Consider the following 18,172-nt stretch of genomic DNA (forward strand, 5'->3'; position numbering starts at 1 on the left):
GCGGTAGTCTCGAAGCAAAACGCGATACATCTTGAGTTCCGGGCTAACGCGACATATCGTGTTTTTGTCGGGATGATGTGAGGGAAAGGGCGGGAGCATGCAGCAGTGGACGATCGACGCGCCGGACCGGCTCACTTTCGACCAGGTCGACGAACTCGACGTACGCATCGTCGCGGGCCGGCTCGATGTCCTGGCCAGTGACGGGCCGCCCACCCTGGAGATCGCCGAGATCGCGTCGGCCTCGCCGCTCCTGGTCACCTACGACGAACTGGCCCGCACGCTCACCGTCGCCTACCGCGACCTCACCTGGGACGGCCTGCTCGGCTGGCTGCGCCGCGACGAACGCAGAACCGTGCTGTCCATCGCCGTCCCCAAGACCTGCCGGGTCAAAGCGGGCGTCGTCACGGCGCCGGCCCTGGTCGCCGGGTTCGAGCGCGTGACGGACGTCAAGAGCGTCTCCGGCGAGATCGTGCTCGACGGCGTCAGCGGCGAGGTGACGGCCAACACCGTCTCCGGCCCGGTCGAGACCCGCGCCATGGACGGCGACCTGTCGTTCATCAGCGTCTCGGGCGACCTCACCGTGGCCGACGGCACGCCGCACCGGCTCAAGGCCAACACCGTCTCCGGCCGCATCACCGCCGACCTGTCACTGCGTCCCACCGGACACGTGACGCTCAACAGCGTCTCCGGTGACATCCTGGTCAGGCTGCCCCAGAACGTGGAGGCGGACGTCACCGCCCGATCCACCTCCGGGCGGCTCGTCAGCACGTTCGAGGAACTGTCCACCAAGAGCTCCCCCGGCATGAAGTCGATGTCCGGGCGGCTCGGCGGCGGCATGGCCTCGCTGTCGGCCACCACGGTCTCCGGCGAGGTCACGCTGCTCAAGGGAGAGAAGGAATGAGCCCTGTCTTCGGTCACGGCCGGCTCCGGCTGTACCTGCTCAAGCTGCTGGACGAGAGCCCGCGCCACGGCTACGAGGTCATCCGGCTGCTCCAGGACCGCTTCCTCGGCGTCTACTCGCCCTCCCCGGGCACCATCTACCCGCGCCTGGCCAGGCTGGAGGAAGAGGGCCTGGTGACGCACGAGGTGGTCGAGGGCAAGAAGGTGTTCTCCATCACCGACAAGGGCCGCGAGGAGCTCAACGACCGGCTCGACGAGCTCGCCGACCTGGAGCAGGAGATCTCCGCCTCCGTCCGCGACATCGCGCGCGAGGTCAAGGAGGACGTCCGCGACACCGTACGCTCGCTGCGCGACGAGCTGACCCGGATGGCCAAGGACGTGCACACCGGCGCCACCGAGGACACCAGGCGGCTGCGCCGCCAGCAGAAGGAGGACCTCAAGCGGCTGCGGGACGAGCGGAAACGCCAGTGGATGGAGCACGCCTACCACTGGCAGGACGAGGGCGAGCGGCTCAGCAGGGAGTGGCGCAGGATCTGGCAGGAGGCGTGGAGCACGCTCGGCGGCCCACCGCCCGGCGGCCCCGCCGGCCGCGCCGACCTGGACGCCGAGCTGGGCGAACTGCTCGCCGACTTCGTCGGCCAAGCCCGCCGCGACGCCTCCGAGGCCCGCCTGACCCCTGACAAGCTGGCCGAACTCCGCACGACCCTCACCGAAAGCGCCACCCGCATCCGCGAGATCCTCGACCGCTGACCCACCCACACCCCTGGCCGGCTCGGCGGGTCCGGCGGGCCGCTCGGCGGGCCTGGTAGGCGAGCGGCATGTAGCGCAGACGTTCCGGGAGGCGCGGGTTCAGCATCGCCACCGCGTGGCCCAGGTGGCGTAAGCGGCGTTCGTCGCGGGCGGTCCAACCTAAGCCGAGCGTGCGCCGGACGGCCGGTGGCAGGGTGCCGACCGTCAGGAAGGACGTCAACTCCCCCGCCCCGGCCCCGACCGGCCGCCACAGCCGCCGCAGCGTAGCGGGCAGTCCGGGCGGCGCGGGGGTGCCGCGCATGGCGGCCAGCACGTCGAGGGCGGTCGGGTGGGCTTCGAGCCGCTCGGCCACCATCCTGTCGAAGTACGCACGGAACGCCGGCAGATCGGCGGGCACCTCACGCTCGGGCACCCGCAGGATCGCCCCGAGCTGCCGCGACTCCTCGTAGAACCGCTCCAACTGAACCGTCGTGTACGGGGTGCCGAAATAACGGTTGAGCGTGATGAACCGCTCGAACAACGTCAGGTGCACCCAGGCCCACGCCTCACCGTTCAGGGCGTGGTAGCGCCGGCCCTGCTCGTCCACGCCGCCGATCGGCTCGTGCAACCGCCTGAGCCGCTGCCCTTCGGCCGGGCCCTCGGCGCCGCCGTACACCCATTTCTGCACGGAGATCAGCGTGCGCTGCAGCCGTCCCCACGGATCCTGCTTGTACGTCGAGTGTTCCCCCACCGCGGCCCCCACGGCCGGATGCATGGTCTGCAGCACCAGCGCACTGCCCGCGATGAGCAGGTTGCGGTACTCCCCGGCGGTGTCCCAGTGCATCGAACCCGGGCCGAACGGCACAACGTCCACGCTGATCACTCCTGGGTGAGACGCCTCATCCTTCTTGTATCACCCAGAAGTCAGCAAAGTAACTTGTCACTTATCTAGCGGGTAAAGACAATCTTCCCGAAGATGTCCCCTGACGCCAGCGCGGAGAACCCGTCGCGCGCCTCCACCAGCGGCATCACCCGGTCGACGACCGGCCGCACTCCCGTCTGCTCCAGGAACACCGCCAGCCGCCGCAGCTGCTCCCGCGTCCCCATCGTCGAGCCGACCACCGACAGCTGCAGGAAGAAGACCCGGTTGAGGTCGGCGGGCGGCACCGCGCCACTGGTCGCACCGCACACGACGATGCGCCCGCCCGGCTTGAGCGACTTGAGCGAGTGGTCCCACGTGGCCTGCCCGACCGTCTCCATCACCGCGTCCACCCGCTCGGGCAGCCGCGCCCCCGGCTCGAACACCTGGTCCGCGCCCAGCTCCAGGGCCGCCGCCCGCTTGCCCTCCGTCCGGCTGGTGGCCCAGATCCGGTAGCCGGCCGCCCGGCCCAGCGCGATCAGCGCCGTCGCCACGCCGCCACCGGCCCCCTGCACGAGCACGGTCGAGCCCGGCTCCAGCCCGGCCTTGTCGAACAACATCCGGTACGCGGTCAGCCACGCCGTCGGCAGGCAGGCGGCGTGCTCGAAACTCAGCGCCGCCGGCTTGGGCACCAGGTTGCGCCGCGGCACCGCCACCCGGTCGGCGAACGTGCCGTCGTGCACCTCCGACAGCAGCGAACGCTTCGGGTCGAGCGTCTCGTCGGGGCCGGAGCCGATCACGGAGTGCACGATGACCTCGTTGCCGTCCTCGTCCACGCCGGCGGCGTCGCACCCCAGCACGATCGGCAGGCGGTCCTGGCGGATGCCGACGCCCTTGAGCGTCCACAGGTCGTGGTGGTTGAGCGCGGCGGCGCGTACGGTGACAGTCGTCCACCCGTCCGGCACCTTCGGCTCGGGGTGCTCGCCCAGCGTCAGTCCGGCGAGCGGGTTGTCGGGATCGATCTGCGTGGCGGTAACGGCGAACATGGCCGCACCCTACAACCGCCACCCACATCCGGTGGTCAGCGGAGGGTGATGCGGAGGTCGTCGAGGACGGTGCGGCGGAACTCGGGTGGGCCGGTGACCGCCACCAGGACGTCGCCGCGGCAGACCATCTCGCCGCGCCGCCCGCGGCCGTCGGTGATCGCCGGCATCTTGGCCTTGGACGCGCAGCCGGGCGTCGGGACGAGTGCCACCAGCTCGCCCATCCCGCCGCCGAACCACAGTTGCGGCCCCGCGGGATAGCCCTGCACGACCGTACCGGGCGGGGCCAGCCGGACGTCCTTGCCGGCCGACAGCACGAGGTAGCCGTCCTTGGTCACCCGGCCCTTCATCTGGCGGGCCAGCGTCATCCGCTGCTCGAACGTCAGCCCCGGCCCCCGGTCATGGACGGCCAGCCGCCACGGCCCGAACGCGAACAGCAGCACCTGCCCATAGGACCCGCCACCGGCCTGGCGCGGCCAGAGGGTGACGTTGGAGGTGAAGTTCCTGATGGGCTGCCCGCCCCGGGTGATCTCGACCTCACCGAGGTAAGGAGCGACGAACTGCCGGAACCGCCCGTCGACCCACCCGCCCCAGAACGGCCGCGACCCCATCTCAGCGAGCCCCAGCTCAGCCGGATAGCGCACCTCACCCCGAGCGCCGTCGGGGAACACGACCCGCAGCACCCGGTCGCCGCCCTCGCGGGTGGCGGGCGCGGTGAGGATGTTGGGCTCGCTGTGCACCCTGGTGAGGGACCGGATCGGCGCGGGAGTCGGCCCCTCGGCGTCGGTCATGGGGGCGGGCTCGCGCCGGTTGAGCAGGTTGACGGCACAGATGACCACGAGCGCCACCACCACCGTCACTCCGACCCACCGGCGGCGGCCGCGCCCGCCTGCCTCGATGACGTCGAACCGGTCAGCCACCGACGTTCCTAGCCGAGTAGTGCTGGCGTGCGCCCTTTGTCCTCAGTTCAATTGAGCGGCGACCGCCAGCGCAACCCCTCGAACCGGGCGAAGTCGGTATCGCAGGTCACAAATTCACAACCGTGCTCGATGGCGAGCGCGGCGAGATAGGCGTCGGGGATGAGCTTCCTGCGGGCGTCGGTCTGCCGGCAGAGCCTCGTGAAGATCTCCCAGTGGCGCTCCCCTGGACTGATGACGATGGCGTGGGGCCGGTTGCGGACCTGGTCGGCGAAGGTGATGATCTGCCGCATGGTCGGTGATGGGTCGCAGTGGATGGCCGTGTTGCTGAGCACCCGTATGAACCCGTTGATCACGAAGTCGGAGACCGCGTAGGCGGACTCGCCGTTGACCTGTTCCTCGAGCAGCTTGTGACAGACAACGTGGTGCGGCGCTTCCGTGCAGAAGGCGTTGACGAGGATGTTGACGTCACTGAGCAGCATCGTCGTGCACCTGCGCATACTTCTCGATGTCGTCTTGCTCCATCAGGAAGTGGATGTACTCAGGGGTCAGCTCGATCCCCGGCTTCAGTTTCGCGTTGCTGGTGACGAGCTCCACGCGGGGCCGTTCGGCCGCCTCCGTGGAGCGGTTGAGCAGTTGGCGCAAGGCGTCCTCCATCACTGAGGTGAGACTTCGTCCGTTTCTGGCCGCGTACGCCTTCGCCTCGTTGAGGAGCGCTTCGTCGATGCGCACTGTTGTCCTCCGCATGGCTCCAGCGTGGGCCGGTGACATAAAAATGTCAAGGACAGATAGTAGTCACATCGTCACAGCTTTGCGCTCACTTTACGTCACCACGACGCCACATGAACCTTGCCGTCCGTGACCACCCGCACCTCCTGCCCGACCAGCTCCCGCGACTCGGCCTCGGCCAGCAGTTCCTCCTCCACGACCACCGCATAAGCCCGGCCGGGACCCGGCACCTCCACCACGACGAACCCCTTCTCGAACCCCCCGTCCCGCCCGTGCGCCACCGTGTACCCGGCCACCGTCCCGGTCCCCGAGTAGGCCGGAACCAGGGGCACCTCCTTGCCGACGTGAACGGGCGCGGGATCCCCCAGCCGCCCGCCAGGCTCGCTCGACCACACCGCGCAGCTGTGCTTGGTCAGGTGCATCCCGACCCCGGTCACCAGCCCGTGGCCCGACTGGGCCCGCAGCAGCCCGGCCATGGTGGCCGTCGAGTGCAGCAGGTAGTCGCTGGCGGGCCCGCCCGCGTACGGCAGTCCGCCCGTGACGGTGAGCCCCCGCCGATCGAAGGGGTCGAGCCCGAACGCGTCGCACGCCTGCCGGAGCGCGACCGCGAAGCAGCTGTAGACGTCGAGCGCGTCCATGTCGCCGAGCCCGAGCCCGGCGCGGCCGAAGGCGGCGCGGGCGGCCGCGCCGGCGGCGGGCGACGAGCCCAGCGAGGGCCGCGCGGCCACCTCCCAGGTGTCCTCCGCGTACGCCCACCCCCGCAGGTACACCCGCTGCTCGGCGGGCACCCCCAGCCGGTCGGCGAGCGCGGTGCCGGCGAGCACGACGGCCGCCGCCTGGTCGACCTCCAGCACGGCCACGGTGGAGCGCGTGTACGGCCAGCCGACGTACCGCCGGTCGGCGGCGAGCTCGCCCGCGGTGCGCACGGCCCGCCGCCACGCATAGGGGTTGGCGGCGGCCACTTCCGTCATCGGCGCCATCATCAGGGCCCGTTCGCGCACCTCCGCCTCGATCGTCACCCCGAGGTGGGCCCGCCGGGCGGTCTCCATGATCGGGTAGGTGTGCACGGGCAGGAACAGCCCGTGCGCCAGCGCGGACGGGTGCGGCGGGCGCTCCCACCCGTACGGCGGCTTGGGGTCGGCCGGGTGGCTCCACGGCACGTGCTCCCCCGCCTTCCTGTACGCCCGCCGCGTCGCCAGCGCCTCGGCCCCGGCCACGAGCGCGCTGTCGAACTCGCCCGCCGCGATCCCGGCCGCCGCCGCCCCGATGAGCAGCTGCGGCGCGGTGCCACCGACGGCCGAGTACGCGCGATGGCGTGGCGCGGCCCCGAGCCGCTCCGCGAGCCGGCCGACGGGCGAGTCGTACTGCCAGGAGTCGGTCCAGACGACCTGGAGCGAGCCGAGCCGCGAAAGGGGCAGCCGCGCGTCGTCGGCGGCCTCGCGCGCGACCGACTCCCACAGATCGAGCGGTTCGGGGCCGGGTTGTTCGCGAATGGTGCGTTGCGCGAGACCGATGAGACACGGGGTGCGTGGATCCATGAACACAGCTAACCAGAACATCGCTCTGTTGATAAGCACCGTACGTCGAGTGGCGCGTGATAATAGCGGTTACCACTGATGCTCAAGACAATAAAACACGGCTCCGACCAGCGGAAATACCCAGAGGCAATACATGCCACTTCGCCCTTCAGATAAAGGTGCGGAACCGTCTCATGCTTTTTCTCGTCGCTTTATGGCGACCCGGTAGCGCCATTCATTAACGTTTCGAACGTTTTCCTGGCCCACCGGGGCGCAGTACCCCGCTCTGGGCCGCCGAAAGCCGAGAGGAGCTCCATGTTTTCCCAAGCAAGGCGCATCGCGATCCCCCTGGCCGGCCTGATGGCCATCGGGCTGACGGCCGGGACGGTCAGCAGCGCCGCAGCCAGCACCACGACAGGCACGACGGCACGCTCAGACGTCATCTCCAGGAACGCGGCCACCCCCGCGGAGCAGGCCGTCCAGTTCTGGACCCCCGACCGCGTCAGTCGAGCCACCGACTACGACGACGGCGTCGACGTCTCCACCAGGGGCGTCAAGGGCAGCAACGACACCCCCGACGGCCCGCCCGGCTCCGTCCCGCCGATCGGCGCGGAGAAGAGCGGCAAGACCAAGAAGAGCAAGCAGGTCAACCTGCCCAACACCGTCGGCCGGGTGTTCTTCACCCTGCCGAAGACCGACCCCCGCAACCCGAAGAACTGGCGTTACTGCTCTGCCAGCTCCGTGCAGGGCAAGTACCGCAACCTCGTGGCGACCTCGGCCCACTGCGTGTACGACACGAAGAAGAACACCTTCTACGACAACTGGGTCTTCATCCCGTCGTACTGGGACGGCGACACCGCCTGGACCGGCAAGGCCCCCTACGGCATCTACGCCGCCAAGACCTTCAACGCGCACGACGACTTCGTGGTGAAGGAGGACTACGACTACGACTACGCGTTCGTCAACGTCTACAACGGCATCAAGGTCAACTGGGAGAAGTCCGGCAACCGCTGGCGGTGGACGGTCAAGAACGTCGGCAGGCTCGGCGACAACGTCGGCGGTCAGGGCTTCACCTGGAACCGAAGCACCAAGCTGAACGTGTTCTCGTTCGGCTACCCCGCGGGCGAGCACCCCGACGGCGACAAGCCGTTCACCGGGCGCACGATGAAGTGGTGCTACGGCAAGACCAAGGCGATGCCGGAGGCCAAGACGTACAACCTCCAGGAGCACATCGGCGTCAAGTGCTCGTTCACGGCCGGCGCGAGCGGCGGCCCGCTCCTCCACAACTACAAGAGCGCCTCACGCACGGGTTACCTCGTCGGCGTCAACAGCGTCGCGTGGGACACCGACGGCAACGACCGCTACGACCACATCTCCTCGCCGTACTTCAACGGCGACACCTACAAGGTCTACAAGGCCGCGGCCAACCGCTGGACCGGCACCATGCCGCGGTGATCGAACGGCACCCCGGGCCCCGGTTCCCCTGGTTCCGGGGCCTCCGGCCATGCCCAAATGCGATCGCGCCGAGCACCCGCGCCCCGGCCGCGCCACGCACAATTCCAGGTACGCCGAACCCGCCCTCGACCTGCGGAAACACGGCAAGTTAATGATCACTTACGCGTATGCCTGACGGAGTCCTTATACCTCACGGCGCACTCTTGATCAGGTAACGAATCTCTATCCGAGCTGCAATACAGTCAACACTTCTGGAAAAATCCACCCTTACGACCCGAGAAAGGCATTTGATGATCCCCCGAGCCAGGCACCTCGCGGCCGCTGCCCTCAGCAGCGCGCTGCTGACGCTGCCTGCGCTGACCCTGCCCACACTCACGGGGATCGCCCATGCCGCCCCGGCGAGCAAGGTCTACGCCGCGCCGCTGGCCAAGACCGCCGCCGACGTCCAGCGGGTCGCCGAGTACTGGAAGCCCGACCGCCTGAAGAAGGCCGACAGCTTCAACCCGGCGACGCCGGGCACCTCGGAGAACGTCGCCGCGACCACCACCGCCTCCGCCGCCCCCGTGGCGGCGGTCAAGCGCGCGCTCGCCGCCCAGAGCGTCAACGCCGTGCCGCCGCGCAAGGGCGGGGCCGCCGGCACCATGGGCAAGGTCTTCTTCCGGTTCGGCGACAAGGAGTACTGGTGCTCGGCCAGCTCGGTCGCGGCCAGGAACCGCAGCGTCGTCGCCACGGCGGGACACTGCGCGTACGACTCCCGCCAGGCCAAGCCCGCCGACTACTGGATCTTCGTCCCCAACCCAGGCCCCAACGGCGAGACGCCGTACGGCATCTATGTGGGCTCGTCGATCAGCCTGCACGAGGACTGGTCGGGCCGGGCCGACTACGACTACGACTACGCGTTCGTCACCGTGCACCGGGGCTTCACCTGGACGGCCAAGGACGGCGGCTACGTCATGCAGGACGTCGGCCGGCTCCAGGACAACGTGGGCGGGCTCGGCATCGCGCTGAACAAGAAGCCGGGCACGTACACCTCGGCCGCCTTCGGCTACCCGGCGGGCGTGCAGCCCGACGGCTCGACCCCGTTCAACGGCAAGAAGCTGATGAAGTGCAGGGAGCGCACGACGCGCTTCACCGTCGCACCCAGCCGCGACCTGCAGAAGGGCGTGGAGCTGGCACCGTGCGACTTCAGCCCGGGCGCCAGCGGCGGCCCGTGGGTGATCGGCTACGACGACACGCGCCGGCTCGGCAGCCTCAACGGCGTCAACAGCCTGACCTGGAACAGGGACGCCAAGGGCGGCTATGACGCGGTGTCCTCCCCGTACTTCGACACCACCACCGGAGAGGTCTACCGGCACGCCGCCGGGCTGACCACTCCGGCAAATGTGACGTAGATCATAGAAACCGATCGGCACCCTCAGACGTCCAGCGGCTTCTCTGTCACGAGACGATCACGGCACGCTTGGAGACCATGGGGATGATCTACAGCAAATTCCCAGGAAGAGGATCAAAGCTGTAGGTTCCGGGCTGTCCATTTGCTGAGTTCAGGAGGGCCACGAGGCGCCTCCTCGCCAGCGCAACCTGGAGTTACGTTGAAGCGAATCCTCCTGCCCGCCGGCGGCGCCGTCCTGGCCACCGGTCTGCTCGCCACCGGCCTGACCGGGACGTCGCAGGCCGCCGCGCGTGTCGCCCACGACCCGATGGCCCGCAACTCCTCGGCCGCGGTCTCCATCGCCTCTTTCTGGCTCGCCTCCAACGGTGCCGCGCTCCGGTCGGCGACCCAGTACACGTGGGACTCGAAGGAAGTCAGGAAGGTCGTCTCCAAGGGCGGCTACACCCCTGACGGCCGGCCCGGCACGACCGCGCCCACCGGAGGCACGAAGGCGGCCGGCGGCCAGAACGTGAACCTGCCCAAGACCGTCGGCAAGGTCTTCTTCGTCGACGCGCATGGCAAGTTCCGCTGGTGCTCGGCCTCCTCGATCCAGTCGAACTACCGCAACCTGGTCGCCACGGCCGGCCACTGCGTGTACGACACCGACAGCAACAAGGACACGCTCGACAAGTGGGTCTTCGTCCCCGGTTACTACCAGGGCAAGGCTCCTTGGGGCATCTACGTGGGCAAGCAGGCCTTCACCCACTACGACTTCGACGTCTACGAGGACTACGACCGCGACTACGCGTTCGTCACCGTCTACAACGGCATCACCCTCCAGCGCGTCAAGCCGGTGACCAAGCGCGACTACCAGCGCTTCACCGGCCCCAAGCGCTCCTGGGGCGGCCGCTACCACCTCCTGGTGGTCAAGGACGCGGGCCGGCTCGGTGACAACGTCGGCGGTCAGGGCTTCGCGTGGAACCAGCCCACGGGCAAGCCGGTCCGCACGTTCGGCTACCCGGCCGCGCCGCACCCCGACGGCGACCGGCCGTACAGCGGCGTGACGCCGAAGCACTGCTACGGCAAGACCACCGGCAAGAAGCTCGGCGCCTCCTGGCTGAAGATCCAGGAGCACGTCGGCCTCAAGTGCGCGGTGACCCCTGGCTACGACGGCGGCCCGTGGCTGCTGAACTACAGCAACGGCAAGCGCACCGGTTACGTCAACGGCGTCACCAGCACCTTCGCCGACCAGGACGGCAACGACCGCATCGACTACATCACCTCGCCGTACTTCGACGGCGAGACGGCCTCGGTCTACAACGCGGCCAAGAACGTGTGGTCGGGCAAGATCGTCGGCCCGAACGGCGAGCTGTACAAGTAAGCCCTACCAGGGGAAGCGAGGGCCTCGGTCTCCGAGGCCCTCGCCTTGTTTTCACGGGCCCCAGAAAGGCGCCTGGCGCCCTCAGAAGACCTCCGGCCGGCCAACGGCACGGAGGTCTTCGCATGTCCGGAACCTGGCGGGAGCGGGTCGGGAACGGGTCGGGAACGCGTCCGGAACCCCCGCGGGGACGGGCTTCCTGAGAGGTCAATAGGCCAAAGCTGAAGATCACCTGGGAGTGAGGGTGAGCTTAGACGGGCTGAGGCTCCAATTCGGTTCCTGTGATCTGAGTCACGTTCATCCGATCACACACAGTATCGGGACACTAACGGAACTTCCGTACCAAGAGCATTACCCCACCCGTACCCTGCAAAAACGTGATCTCCCCGTCACGCCGCGCGAAGATCTCTGACTGGTAACGGAAAGGTCACGGCGGTAAGGGTGACTACCGGATCTTCCGAAGCGGGTTTCACCTGCGGAGATCACCACGCTATGTTCCTTGCTATCCCTTTACTGACGCATGGGACGCAAGTTGCGACCCACGACAGAGCAAGGAGCAGTTCCCTTGAAGCGCATCCTCATCCCCGCCGGTGGCGTCGTTCTCGCCACTGGCATGCTGGCCGCCGGCCTCGCCGGTACGGCCTCCGCCGCGTCTGACGTCGCCAAGGACAACCTGGCGACCTCTGCGGCCAACGCGAACGCGATCGCCTCTTTCTGGGCCGAGAACAACGGTGCCGCCCTCAAGGCCGCCACCGAGTCCAACGTCTGGGAGAAGAGCGACGTCGCCAAGCTGCAGAGCAAGGGCGGCTCCACCACGGACACCAAGCCGGGCTCCACCGCGCCGATCGGCGAGGAGAAGAAGACCGCCGCCAAGGTGCAGAACGTCAACATGCCGAAGACCATCGGCAAGGTGTTCTTCGTCAACGGCAAGGGCGAGAAGAAGTGGTGCTCCGCCACCTCGATCCAGTCGCAGTACCGCAACCTGGTCGCCACGGCCGGGCACTGCGTCTACGACACCGGCGCCAACGCTGACGTGATGGACAAGTGGGTCTTCGTCCCCGGTTACTACCAGGGCAAGGCTCCTTGGGGCATCTACGTGGGTAAGCAGGCCTTCACCCACTACGACTTCGACGTCTACGAGGACTACGACCGCGACTACGCGTTCGTCACCGTTTACAACGGTGTCAAGGTCGACGGCAGCGAGTCCAGCAAGAACGTCTCCAAGGCCGAGTGGGACAAGTACACGGGCCTGAAGGACGCCAAGGACGTCGAGATCAGCAAGGAAGAGTACCTGAAGGGTTCGGTTGACCCCACGTCGACCGAGTCCTACTGGGTCAAGCGTGGCTCCGCCCCCGAGGCGACGGGCCCCGACTACCCGGGTGCCACCGTCGGCAAGGTCGAGGTCTCCGAGGGTCGTTACAACCGCGCCGGCATCGGCAAGGGCAACGGCCGCAAGTTCGGTGAGCCCGTCACCGAGAACGTGACCGCCAACGAGGCCGCCGCCTACAAGGCGAAGCAGCGCGCGGACAGGTTCAAGTACCCGGCCAAGGTCGAGCGCGACCGCCGCGGCAACTGGACCATCACGCACTACTTCGTGCAGCAGTGGTACAAGCCGGGCTCGGACACGAAGTTCTACAAGACCGTCTTCTACATCATCGACCACAAGTCCCTGGACGCGGGTCGGCTCGGTGACAACGTCGGCGGTCAGGGCTTCGCGTGGAACCAGCCCACGGGCAAGGCCATCCGCGTGTTCGGCTACCCGGCCGCTGCGCACCCCGACGGCAACAAGAACTACACCGGCATTACTCCGAAGTGGTGCTACGGCACGACCACCAAGAAGCTGGTCGGTTCTGCTGCCAAGAAGATCGAGGAGCACGTCGCCCTCAAGTGCGCCATGACCGAGGGCGCCGACGGTGGTCCGTGGCTGTACAACTACAGCAACGCCAAGCGTCTCGGCTACGTGAACGGTGTCACCAGCACCTTCAACGACCAGGACGGCAACGGCCGCGTTGACTACATCTCGTCGCCGTACTTCGACGGCGAGACCAACACCGTCTACAAGGCCGCTGCGGCCTCGTGGTCCGGCAAGGTTGTCTGACGTAACGGCCGGCGACCGGTCCTGAACCGTTCGTAGACCTGTTACACGCGAAGGGCCCGGCATCTGCCGGGCCCTTCTGCGTTCCACCCCCGAAGGTGAAGCCCTTTGGACGCATGGGAGCCCGATACGGTGCCATCAAGCCAATGTGATGTGCGTCACATCGCCCACGCCGACCGGAACGCCCGAGCGCCTCGCTCCCCGGACCCCGCGCTGACAACGTCTTTATGTTGATCAGGGCAAATAGGAGAGAGATCGCCTTCTTCTGAGCTTCTGCGCCAACGCCTCTTAAACATCACAGATCGATCACGCCCGACGAGTCGCCTCTTTTCCTTCCAAAGCGGCTACCGGACCTCAAGATCGACACTGTATGTTCCTGCCATCCCTTTACTGACGCATGGGACGCAAGAGGCGTTCCACGACAGCGCAAGGAGTTACCGTGAAGCGCATCCTCCTCCCGGCCGGTGGCGCCGTTCTGGCCACTGGTCTCCTGGCTGCCGGCCTGGCCGGCACCGCTCAGGCCGACAACACCGTGGCCAACGCCGACCTGGCGAAGACCGCGGCCCAGGCCCAGGAAGTCGTCGAGTTCTGGACCAAGTCGAACAACGCGGCGCTCAAGGGCGCCACGGCCTTCAGCCCCGACGCGCTCGAGGTCAAGAAGACCGTGACCGGTGGCGGGTATACCTCTGACACCAAGCCGGGCGCCACGGCGCCGATCGGCGAGGAGAAGAAGTCCGCCGCCAAGGTGCAGAACGTCAACCTCCCGAAGACCATCGGCAAGGTGTTCTTCGAGGGCCACGACGGCAAGCTGTACTGGTGCTCCGGCACCTCGATCCAGTCGCAGTACCGCAACCTGGTCGCCACGGCCGGGCACTGCGTCTACGACGTGGTTTCGAACAAGGAAGTCGTCTCCCGCTGGGTGTTCGTCCCCGGTTACTACCAGGGCAAGGCTCCGTGGGGTCTGTACGTGGGTAAGCAGGCCTTCACCCACTACGACTTCGAGGTGTACGAGGACTTCGACCGCGACTACGCCTTCGTCACCGTCTACGACGCCCTCGCCGGTTCCGCCAAGGAGCCCAAGAAGGTGTACTGGGACGAGTTCAAGAAGTACCGCGGCGAGAAGTTCGTCAAGGAGGTCCCGGTTAGCCGGGAAGAGGCTCGCAAGCGCCTCGACCCGCACAACAAGGACGTCTACGACTTCAAGGGCACCGTCCCCGACGAGGCCGTCGGCCCCAACTACCCCGGCGCCGAGGTGACCAAGCACGAGGTCACCGCCGCCGAGTACTTCCGGGCTCGCTCCGGTCAGGGCCAGGGCCGCAAGTACGGTGAGCCCGAGGTCGAGCAGGTCACCTACAACGAGGCCCTCGAGTACCTCAAGGGCCAGGGCTGGGACCCGAAGAACAACAAGCCGGCCAAGCCGAACGCCGAGTTCCCCGGCACGGTCAAGCTGGACCGTCAGGGCAACAGCACCATCACGCACTACTTCACCCAGCTGTGGGTGAAGAAGGGCACTGAGAAGGGCTGGGTCCGCAAGGACTTCTACATCGTCGTGAGCGGCCTGAAGAGCGGCGGCCGTCTGGGCGACAACGTCGGTGGCCAGGGCTTCGCGTGGAACCAGCCGTCCGGCAAGTACGTCCGGACGTTCGGTTACCCGCAGGGCGCGCACCCCGACGGCAACAAGCCCTACACCGGTGTCACGCCGAAGTGGTGCTACGGCAAGACCTCGCACAAGGCCCTGCAGATCCCGTCCCGCAAGGTCGAGGAGCAGCAGTCCTTCAAGTGCGCGGTGACCGCCGGCTACGACGGTGGCCCGTGGCTGTACAAGTACAGCAACGCCAAGCGTCTCGGCTACGTCAACGGTGTCACCAGCCTCATCGCCGACACCGACAAGAACAACCGCTACGACACGATCACCACGCCTTACTTCGACGGTGAGACCAACGTCGTCTACAAGGCCGCTGCGGCCTCGTGGTCCGGCAAGCTCGTCCCGTAGTAAGACGCGGCTTCGTGGACAGCGACTTGTTCCTGTCCAGCAGCTAGGAACCGAAGGGCTCGGCAGCCAGCCGGGCCCTTCGGCCTTTTTCGGCCTAATTTGGGAATATCCCTTACCAGAGTGACTGGTGGGTCGATAGGGTCTTTACACCCTTTTTGACAACAGTGGAGCCTCCGTTGAAGCGCCTGCTCATCCCCCTTGTAAGCGCCGGCCTCAGCGCCGCAGTACTCGCCGCACCCGCCTCCGCCCAGCCGAGCTGGGCTTCCGAGAACCTCACCCCGAAACCAGCCGACGCGTACGGAGACGCCTTCTTCTGGCTGGACGCCAACGGAGCCGCGCTCCGCAAGGCGACGCAGTACACCCTGGACGCCAAGGACGTCCCGAAGCTCGTCTCCGCGCAGAGCAAGACCGTGCCGGACGGCAAGCCGGGCATGACCGGCCCCACGACCACCAGCAAGGCCACCACCAGCAAGAACGTCAACCTGCCCAAGACGATCGGCAAGGTCTTCTTCCTTGACGAGCAGGGCCGGTACCGCTGGTGCTCCGCCACCTCCATCCAGTCGAGGAACCGCAACCTCGTCGCCACCGCCGGTCACTGCGTGTTCGAGCACGGCAAGGACGACGTGTTCGACAAGTGGGTCTTCGTCCCCGGCTACTACCAGGGCAAAGCCCCCTGGGGCGTGTACGTCGGCGCGTACGCCTTCACCGCCTACGACCTCGACACCTACGACGACTACGACGGCGACTTCGCCTTCGTCGCGGTCCACAACGGGTTCTCCCTGATCCCCGAGCGGGCGGTCTCCCGCAAGGAGTTCAACGAGTGGCTCGGCGACAAGTGGATGAAGCCGCGCGAGATCACCGCGCAGGAGTTCGTCAAGTGCAAGCTCGACCTGGGCGAGTGCTGGTCGCAGGGCCACGGCACGCCGTCGCTGGTCGGTCCTGACCACCCGGACGCCGCGCTTGAGCGGGTCGAGGTCAGCAAGGCGACCTACGACCGTGCTCGCGAGGGCAGGGGGCAGGGCTACAAGTTCGGCGAGCCGATCGTGGAGCAGGTCACGGCCAACCAGTACCAGGCGTACAAGGGGCTGGGCACCAAGGGCAAGGACAGGCTGGGCAACTACACCATCACCCACTACTACACGCAGAAGTGGGTCAAGCCCGACAGCGGCCGTAAGTACTACCAGGCGCAGTGGATGGTCGGCATCGCCAAGGACCTCGGCGCGCTCGGCGACGTGGTCGGCGGCCAGGGCGTGGCCTGGAACCAGCCGCTGGGCCAGAACGTGACGGCCTTCGGCTACCCGAGCGCCCCGCACCCCGACGGCAACAAGGCGTACTCCGGTGTGACGCCGAAGTGGTGCTCCGGCAAGACCTACACCAAGTCCGTGCAGGTCAACACGTTCAAGGTCGAGACGCACCAGATGCTGAAGTGCTCGATGACCGGCGGCGCCGACGGCGGCCCCTGGCTCATCAAGTACAACAACAGCAAGCGCACCGGCTACGTCAACGGCGTGACCAGCGTGTTCGCCGACAACGACGGCAACAACCGGATCGACCACATCAGCTCGGCCATCTTCGACGGCGAGGTCGCCGACGTCTACAACAAGGCCAGCTTCAAGGACACCGGGGCCATCGTGACCCCCAAGGGCGAGCTGCTGACGTAAGCACCCGCCACCGACGGCCCGCACCCCGGCCTTTCGCCGGGGCGCGGGTCGTTCGCGCGTTCATACGGCGCGTTCATACGGCGGTGAGCTCGCGGGTGCGCTCCCGCAGCACCATCACCGGCCGCTCGTTCTTGTATGGTTCGAGCCGCCGCCGCAGGTCGGCCGCGTACGACCGGGACCGCGCCGACTGCAGCTCACCCGCCAGCGCCAGCGCGCCGCCGGCGGCCGAGCACGCCTCCTCCAGCTCGCCGCACTGGAGCAGCCCCGCCGCCAGCAGCGACAGGTTGAACATCCGCCCCCGTACGTAACGGCCGTCCATGTCGAGGGACCGCCGCGCCTGGCGGACGACCCGCTCACCCTCACCGAGGTCACGGAAGCAGTGGGCGAACTTGGCGGACAGATAGGCCTCGTCGAAGTAGCCGAGCCAGGTGGGCTCGTCGGCGGGCCTGCGGGTCTCGAAGGCGCGCTCCGCCTCGTTGAGCGAGGCGCCGCAGGACCGGGAGTCGCCCAGCCCGGCGTGCGCGTGCGCCTCGAGGACGTGGGCGGAGGCGAGGAGCGTCTGCACGCCGGCCTTGCGCGCCGCCAGCTGGGAGGCCCTGGCGAGGTCGAGCGCGTGTGCCGGCTGGCCCATGTAGATGGCCTGGTGAGCCATCCCGGCCAGGATCTCGCCGCCCAGGGTCTGGTCGTCGGCGCCCCTGGCCAGGCGCAGGGCCTGGATGAGGTAGCGCTGGGCGAGACCGTGCTGCTCCATGTCGTAGGCCATCCAGCCGGCCAGCCTGGTCAGCTCCGCGGCTGCGCAGGCCAGCTTGCGGCCGGTGGCCTCGTCGTAGGCGCCGTCCTTGAGCAACGGGGAGACGGCGGTGTCGAGGTATTTGATCACGGACGAGCGGACCCTGCCGCTGCCGAACCGGTTGTCGAGCTCACTGAACGAACGGGTGACCTCGTGGATCGCGGCGATGTCGGCGCGGCCTATCCGCCGCGTCCCCATGCCGCTCATGCGTCCCTCCTGCGGGGACGTCAGCCAGCGTACGGCTCCAACGGAGCCGGCTCCTATCGCGAACGTCGAGTCGATCAGGAACCTCCGTCTCTCTACGTCGGCCCGCCACAGTGCCGTCACGGTCGCGACCCCCTCCTGCCACGTGTGCGTGAACTCCTGCCCGAGATCGAGGGGTGTGATGGTGGCCGGCATGCCGAGGTCCTCAGAGGTGACCGGCCTGCCCAGCCGCAGCGCGAAGATCTCGCTGAGCAGGCCGGGAACCGGGTCGCGCGGCCGTTGACCGCCGATCCAGCGCAGCACGGAGCTGTGGTCGTACTTGAGGCCCGGGGTGCCACGGGCGGCTCCGAGATCGTTGAGGCGCCTGGCCAGTCCCTTGTGGGAGAAGCCCGCCTCTGCGATGAGCTGCTGCAGCAGTCGGTTCGGCTCGCGTTCCATCGCTCTCCTCGTCACAGGAGTCGGCGCCCACATCCTTACAGAGAGCTACTGTTATAGCACCTTGGGTAAAGGATTCATGACGGTTCCCAAAGGTC

The 18,172-nt window shown here is 67.7% G+C and carries 15 protein-coding genes; 8 read left to right on the forward strand and 7 right to left on the reverse strand.

The window, feature by feature from the left end:
- Positions 1-97: 97 nt before the first annotated feature.
- Positions 98-901, forward strand: a complete 804-nt coding sequence (locus tag ABZW11_RS10100) for a DUF4097 family beta strand repeat-containing protein (RefSeq protein WP_355414698.1) — start codon at positions 98-100, stop codon at positions 899-901.
- Entirely contained in the window at positions 898-1,650 is a 753-nt protein-coding gene (locus tag ABZW11_RS10105) for a PadR family transcriptional regulator (RefSeq protein WP_355414700.1), read from the forward strand. The genes ABZW11_RS10100 and ABZW11_RS10105 overlap by 4 nt, the downstream gene beginning before the upstream one ends.
- Here the strand turns inward: ABZW11_RS10105 and ABZW11_RS10110 are convergent.
- The 6 genes from ABZW11_RS10110 to ABZW11_RS10135 form a co-directional block, all read right to left on the reverse strand.
- Entirely contained in the window at positions 1,607-2,503 is an 897-nt protein-coding gene (locus ABZW11_RS10110) for an oxygenase MpaB family protein (protein WP_355414702.1), read from the reverse strand. The genes ABZW11_RS10105 and ABZW11_RS10110 overlap by 44 nt on opposite strands.
- A gap of 74 nt (positions 2,504-2,577) precedes the next feature.
- Positions 2,578-3,534, reverse strand: coding sequence for a zinc-binding dehydrogenase (locus ABZW11_RS10115; protein WP_355414704.1), 957 nt, complete (start codon positions 3,532-3,534; stop codon positions 2,578-2,580).
- A 35-nt stretch (positions 3,535-3,569) separates the two neighbouring features.
- The gene (locus ABZW11_RS10120) at positions 3,570-4,451 is read right to left on the reverse strand and encodes a hypothetical protein (protein ID WP_355414706.1); all 882 of its coding nucleotides are present in this window, start codon (positions 4,449-4,451) and stop codon (positions 3,570-3,572) included.
- Between the two features lie 47 nt (positions 4,452-4,498).
- The gene (locus ABZW11_RS10125) at positions 4,499-4,930 is read right to left on the reverse strand and encodes a type II toxin-antitoxin system VapC family toxin (protein WP_355414708.1); all 432 of its coding nucleotides are present in this window, start codon (positions 4,928-4,930) and stop codon (positions 4,499-4,501) included.
- Positions 4,917-5,180 carry a DUF6364 family protein gene (locus ABZW11_RS10130; RefSeq protein WP_355414710.1) on the reverse strand — a complete coding sequence of 88 codons (264 nt, stop codon included), beginning with the start codon at positions 5,178-5,180 and terminating at the stop codon, positions 4,917-4,919. Before ABZW11_RS10130 ends, ABZW11_RS10125 begins: the two co-directional genes overlap by 14 nt.
- A 95-nt stretch (positions 5,181-5,275) precedes the next feature.
- Entirely contained in the window at positions 5,276-6,715 is a 1,440-nt protein-coding gene (locus tag ABZW11_RS10135) for an acetyl-CoA synthetase (protein ID WP_355414712.1), read from the reverse strand.
- A gap of 294 nt (positions 6,716-7,009) precedes the next feature.
- Here ABZW11_RS10135 and ABZW11_RS10140 point away from each other — a divergent pair, with 294 nt between their 5' ends.
- The 6 genes from ABZW11_RS10140 to ABZW11_RS10165 all read left to right on the forward strand — a co-directional run bounded on the left by ABZW11_RS10140 (position 7,010) and on the right by ABZW11_RS10165 (position 16,645).
- Positions 7,010-8,149: a trypsin-like peptidase domain-containing protein gene (locus tag ABZW11_RS10140; RefSeq protein WP_355414714.1), complete on the forward strand. Its 1,140-nt coding sequence runs from the start codon at positions 7,010-7,012 to the stop codon at positions 8,147-8,149.
- Positions 8,150-8,436: 287 nt separating this feature from the next.
- On the forward strand, positions 8,437-9,540 hold the full coding sequence (locus ABZW11_RS10145) for a hypothetical protein (protein ID WP_355414716.1): 1,104 nt from the start codon (positions 8,437-8,439) through the stop codon (positions 9,538-9,540).
- Between the two features lie 198 nt (positions 9,541-9,738).
- Complete coding sequence (locus ABZW11_RS10150; RefSeq protein WP_355414718.1) at positions 9,739-10,899, forward strand: hypothetical protein; 1,161 nt, start codon at positions 9,739-9,741, stop codon at positions 10,897-10,899.
- Positions 10,900-11,461: 562 nt separating this feature from the next.
- Positions 11,462-12,994 (forward strand): hypothetical protein, encoded by a 1,533-nt coding sequence (locus tag ABZW11_RS10155; RefSeq protein WP_355414720.1) that lies wholly within the window; start codon positions 11,462-11,464, stop codon positions 12,992-12,994.
- A gap of 436 nt (positions 12,995-13,430) precedes the next feature.
- A complete protein-coding gene (locus ABZW11_RS10160; RefSeq protein ID WP_355414722.1) occupies positions 13,431-14,984 on the forward strand; it encodes a hypothetical protein in 1,554 nt (517 codons plus the stop codon).
- A gap of 176 nt (positions 14,985-15,160) precedes the next feature.
- Positions 15,161-16,645 (forward strand): hypothetical protein, encoded by a 1,485-nt coding sequence (locus tag ABZW11_RS10165; RefSeq protein ID WP_355414724.1) that lies wholly within the window; start codon positions 15,161-15,163, stop codon positions 16,643-16,645.
- Between the two features lie 73 nt (positions 16,646-16,718).
- Here the strand turns inward: ABZW11_RS10165 and ABZW11_RS10170 are convergent, their stop codons facing one another.
- Complete coding sequence (locus tag ABZW11_RS10170; protein ID WP_355414726.1) at positions 16,719-18,077, reverse strand: hypothetical protein; 1,359 nt, start codon at positions 18,075-18,077, stop codon at positions 16,719-16,721.
- Positions 18,078-18,172 lie beyond the last annotated feature (95 nt).

Source organism: Nonomuraea sp. NPDC004580, assembly GCF_040609855.1.
GTDB classification, from domain to species: Bacteria; Actinomycetota; Actinomycetes; order Streptosporangiales; family Streptosporangiaceae; genus Nonomuraea; species Nonomuraea salmonea.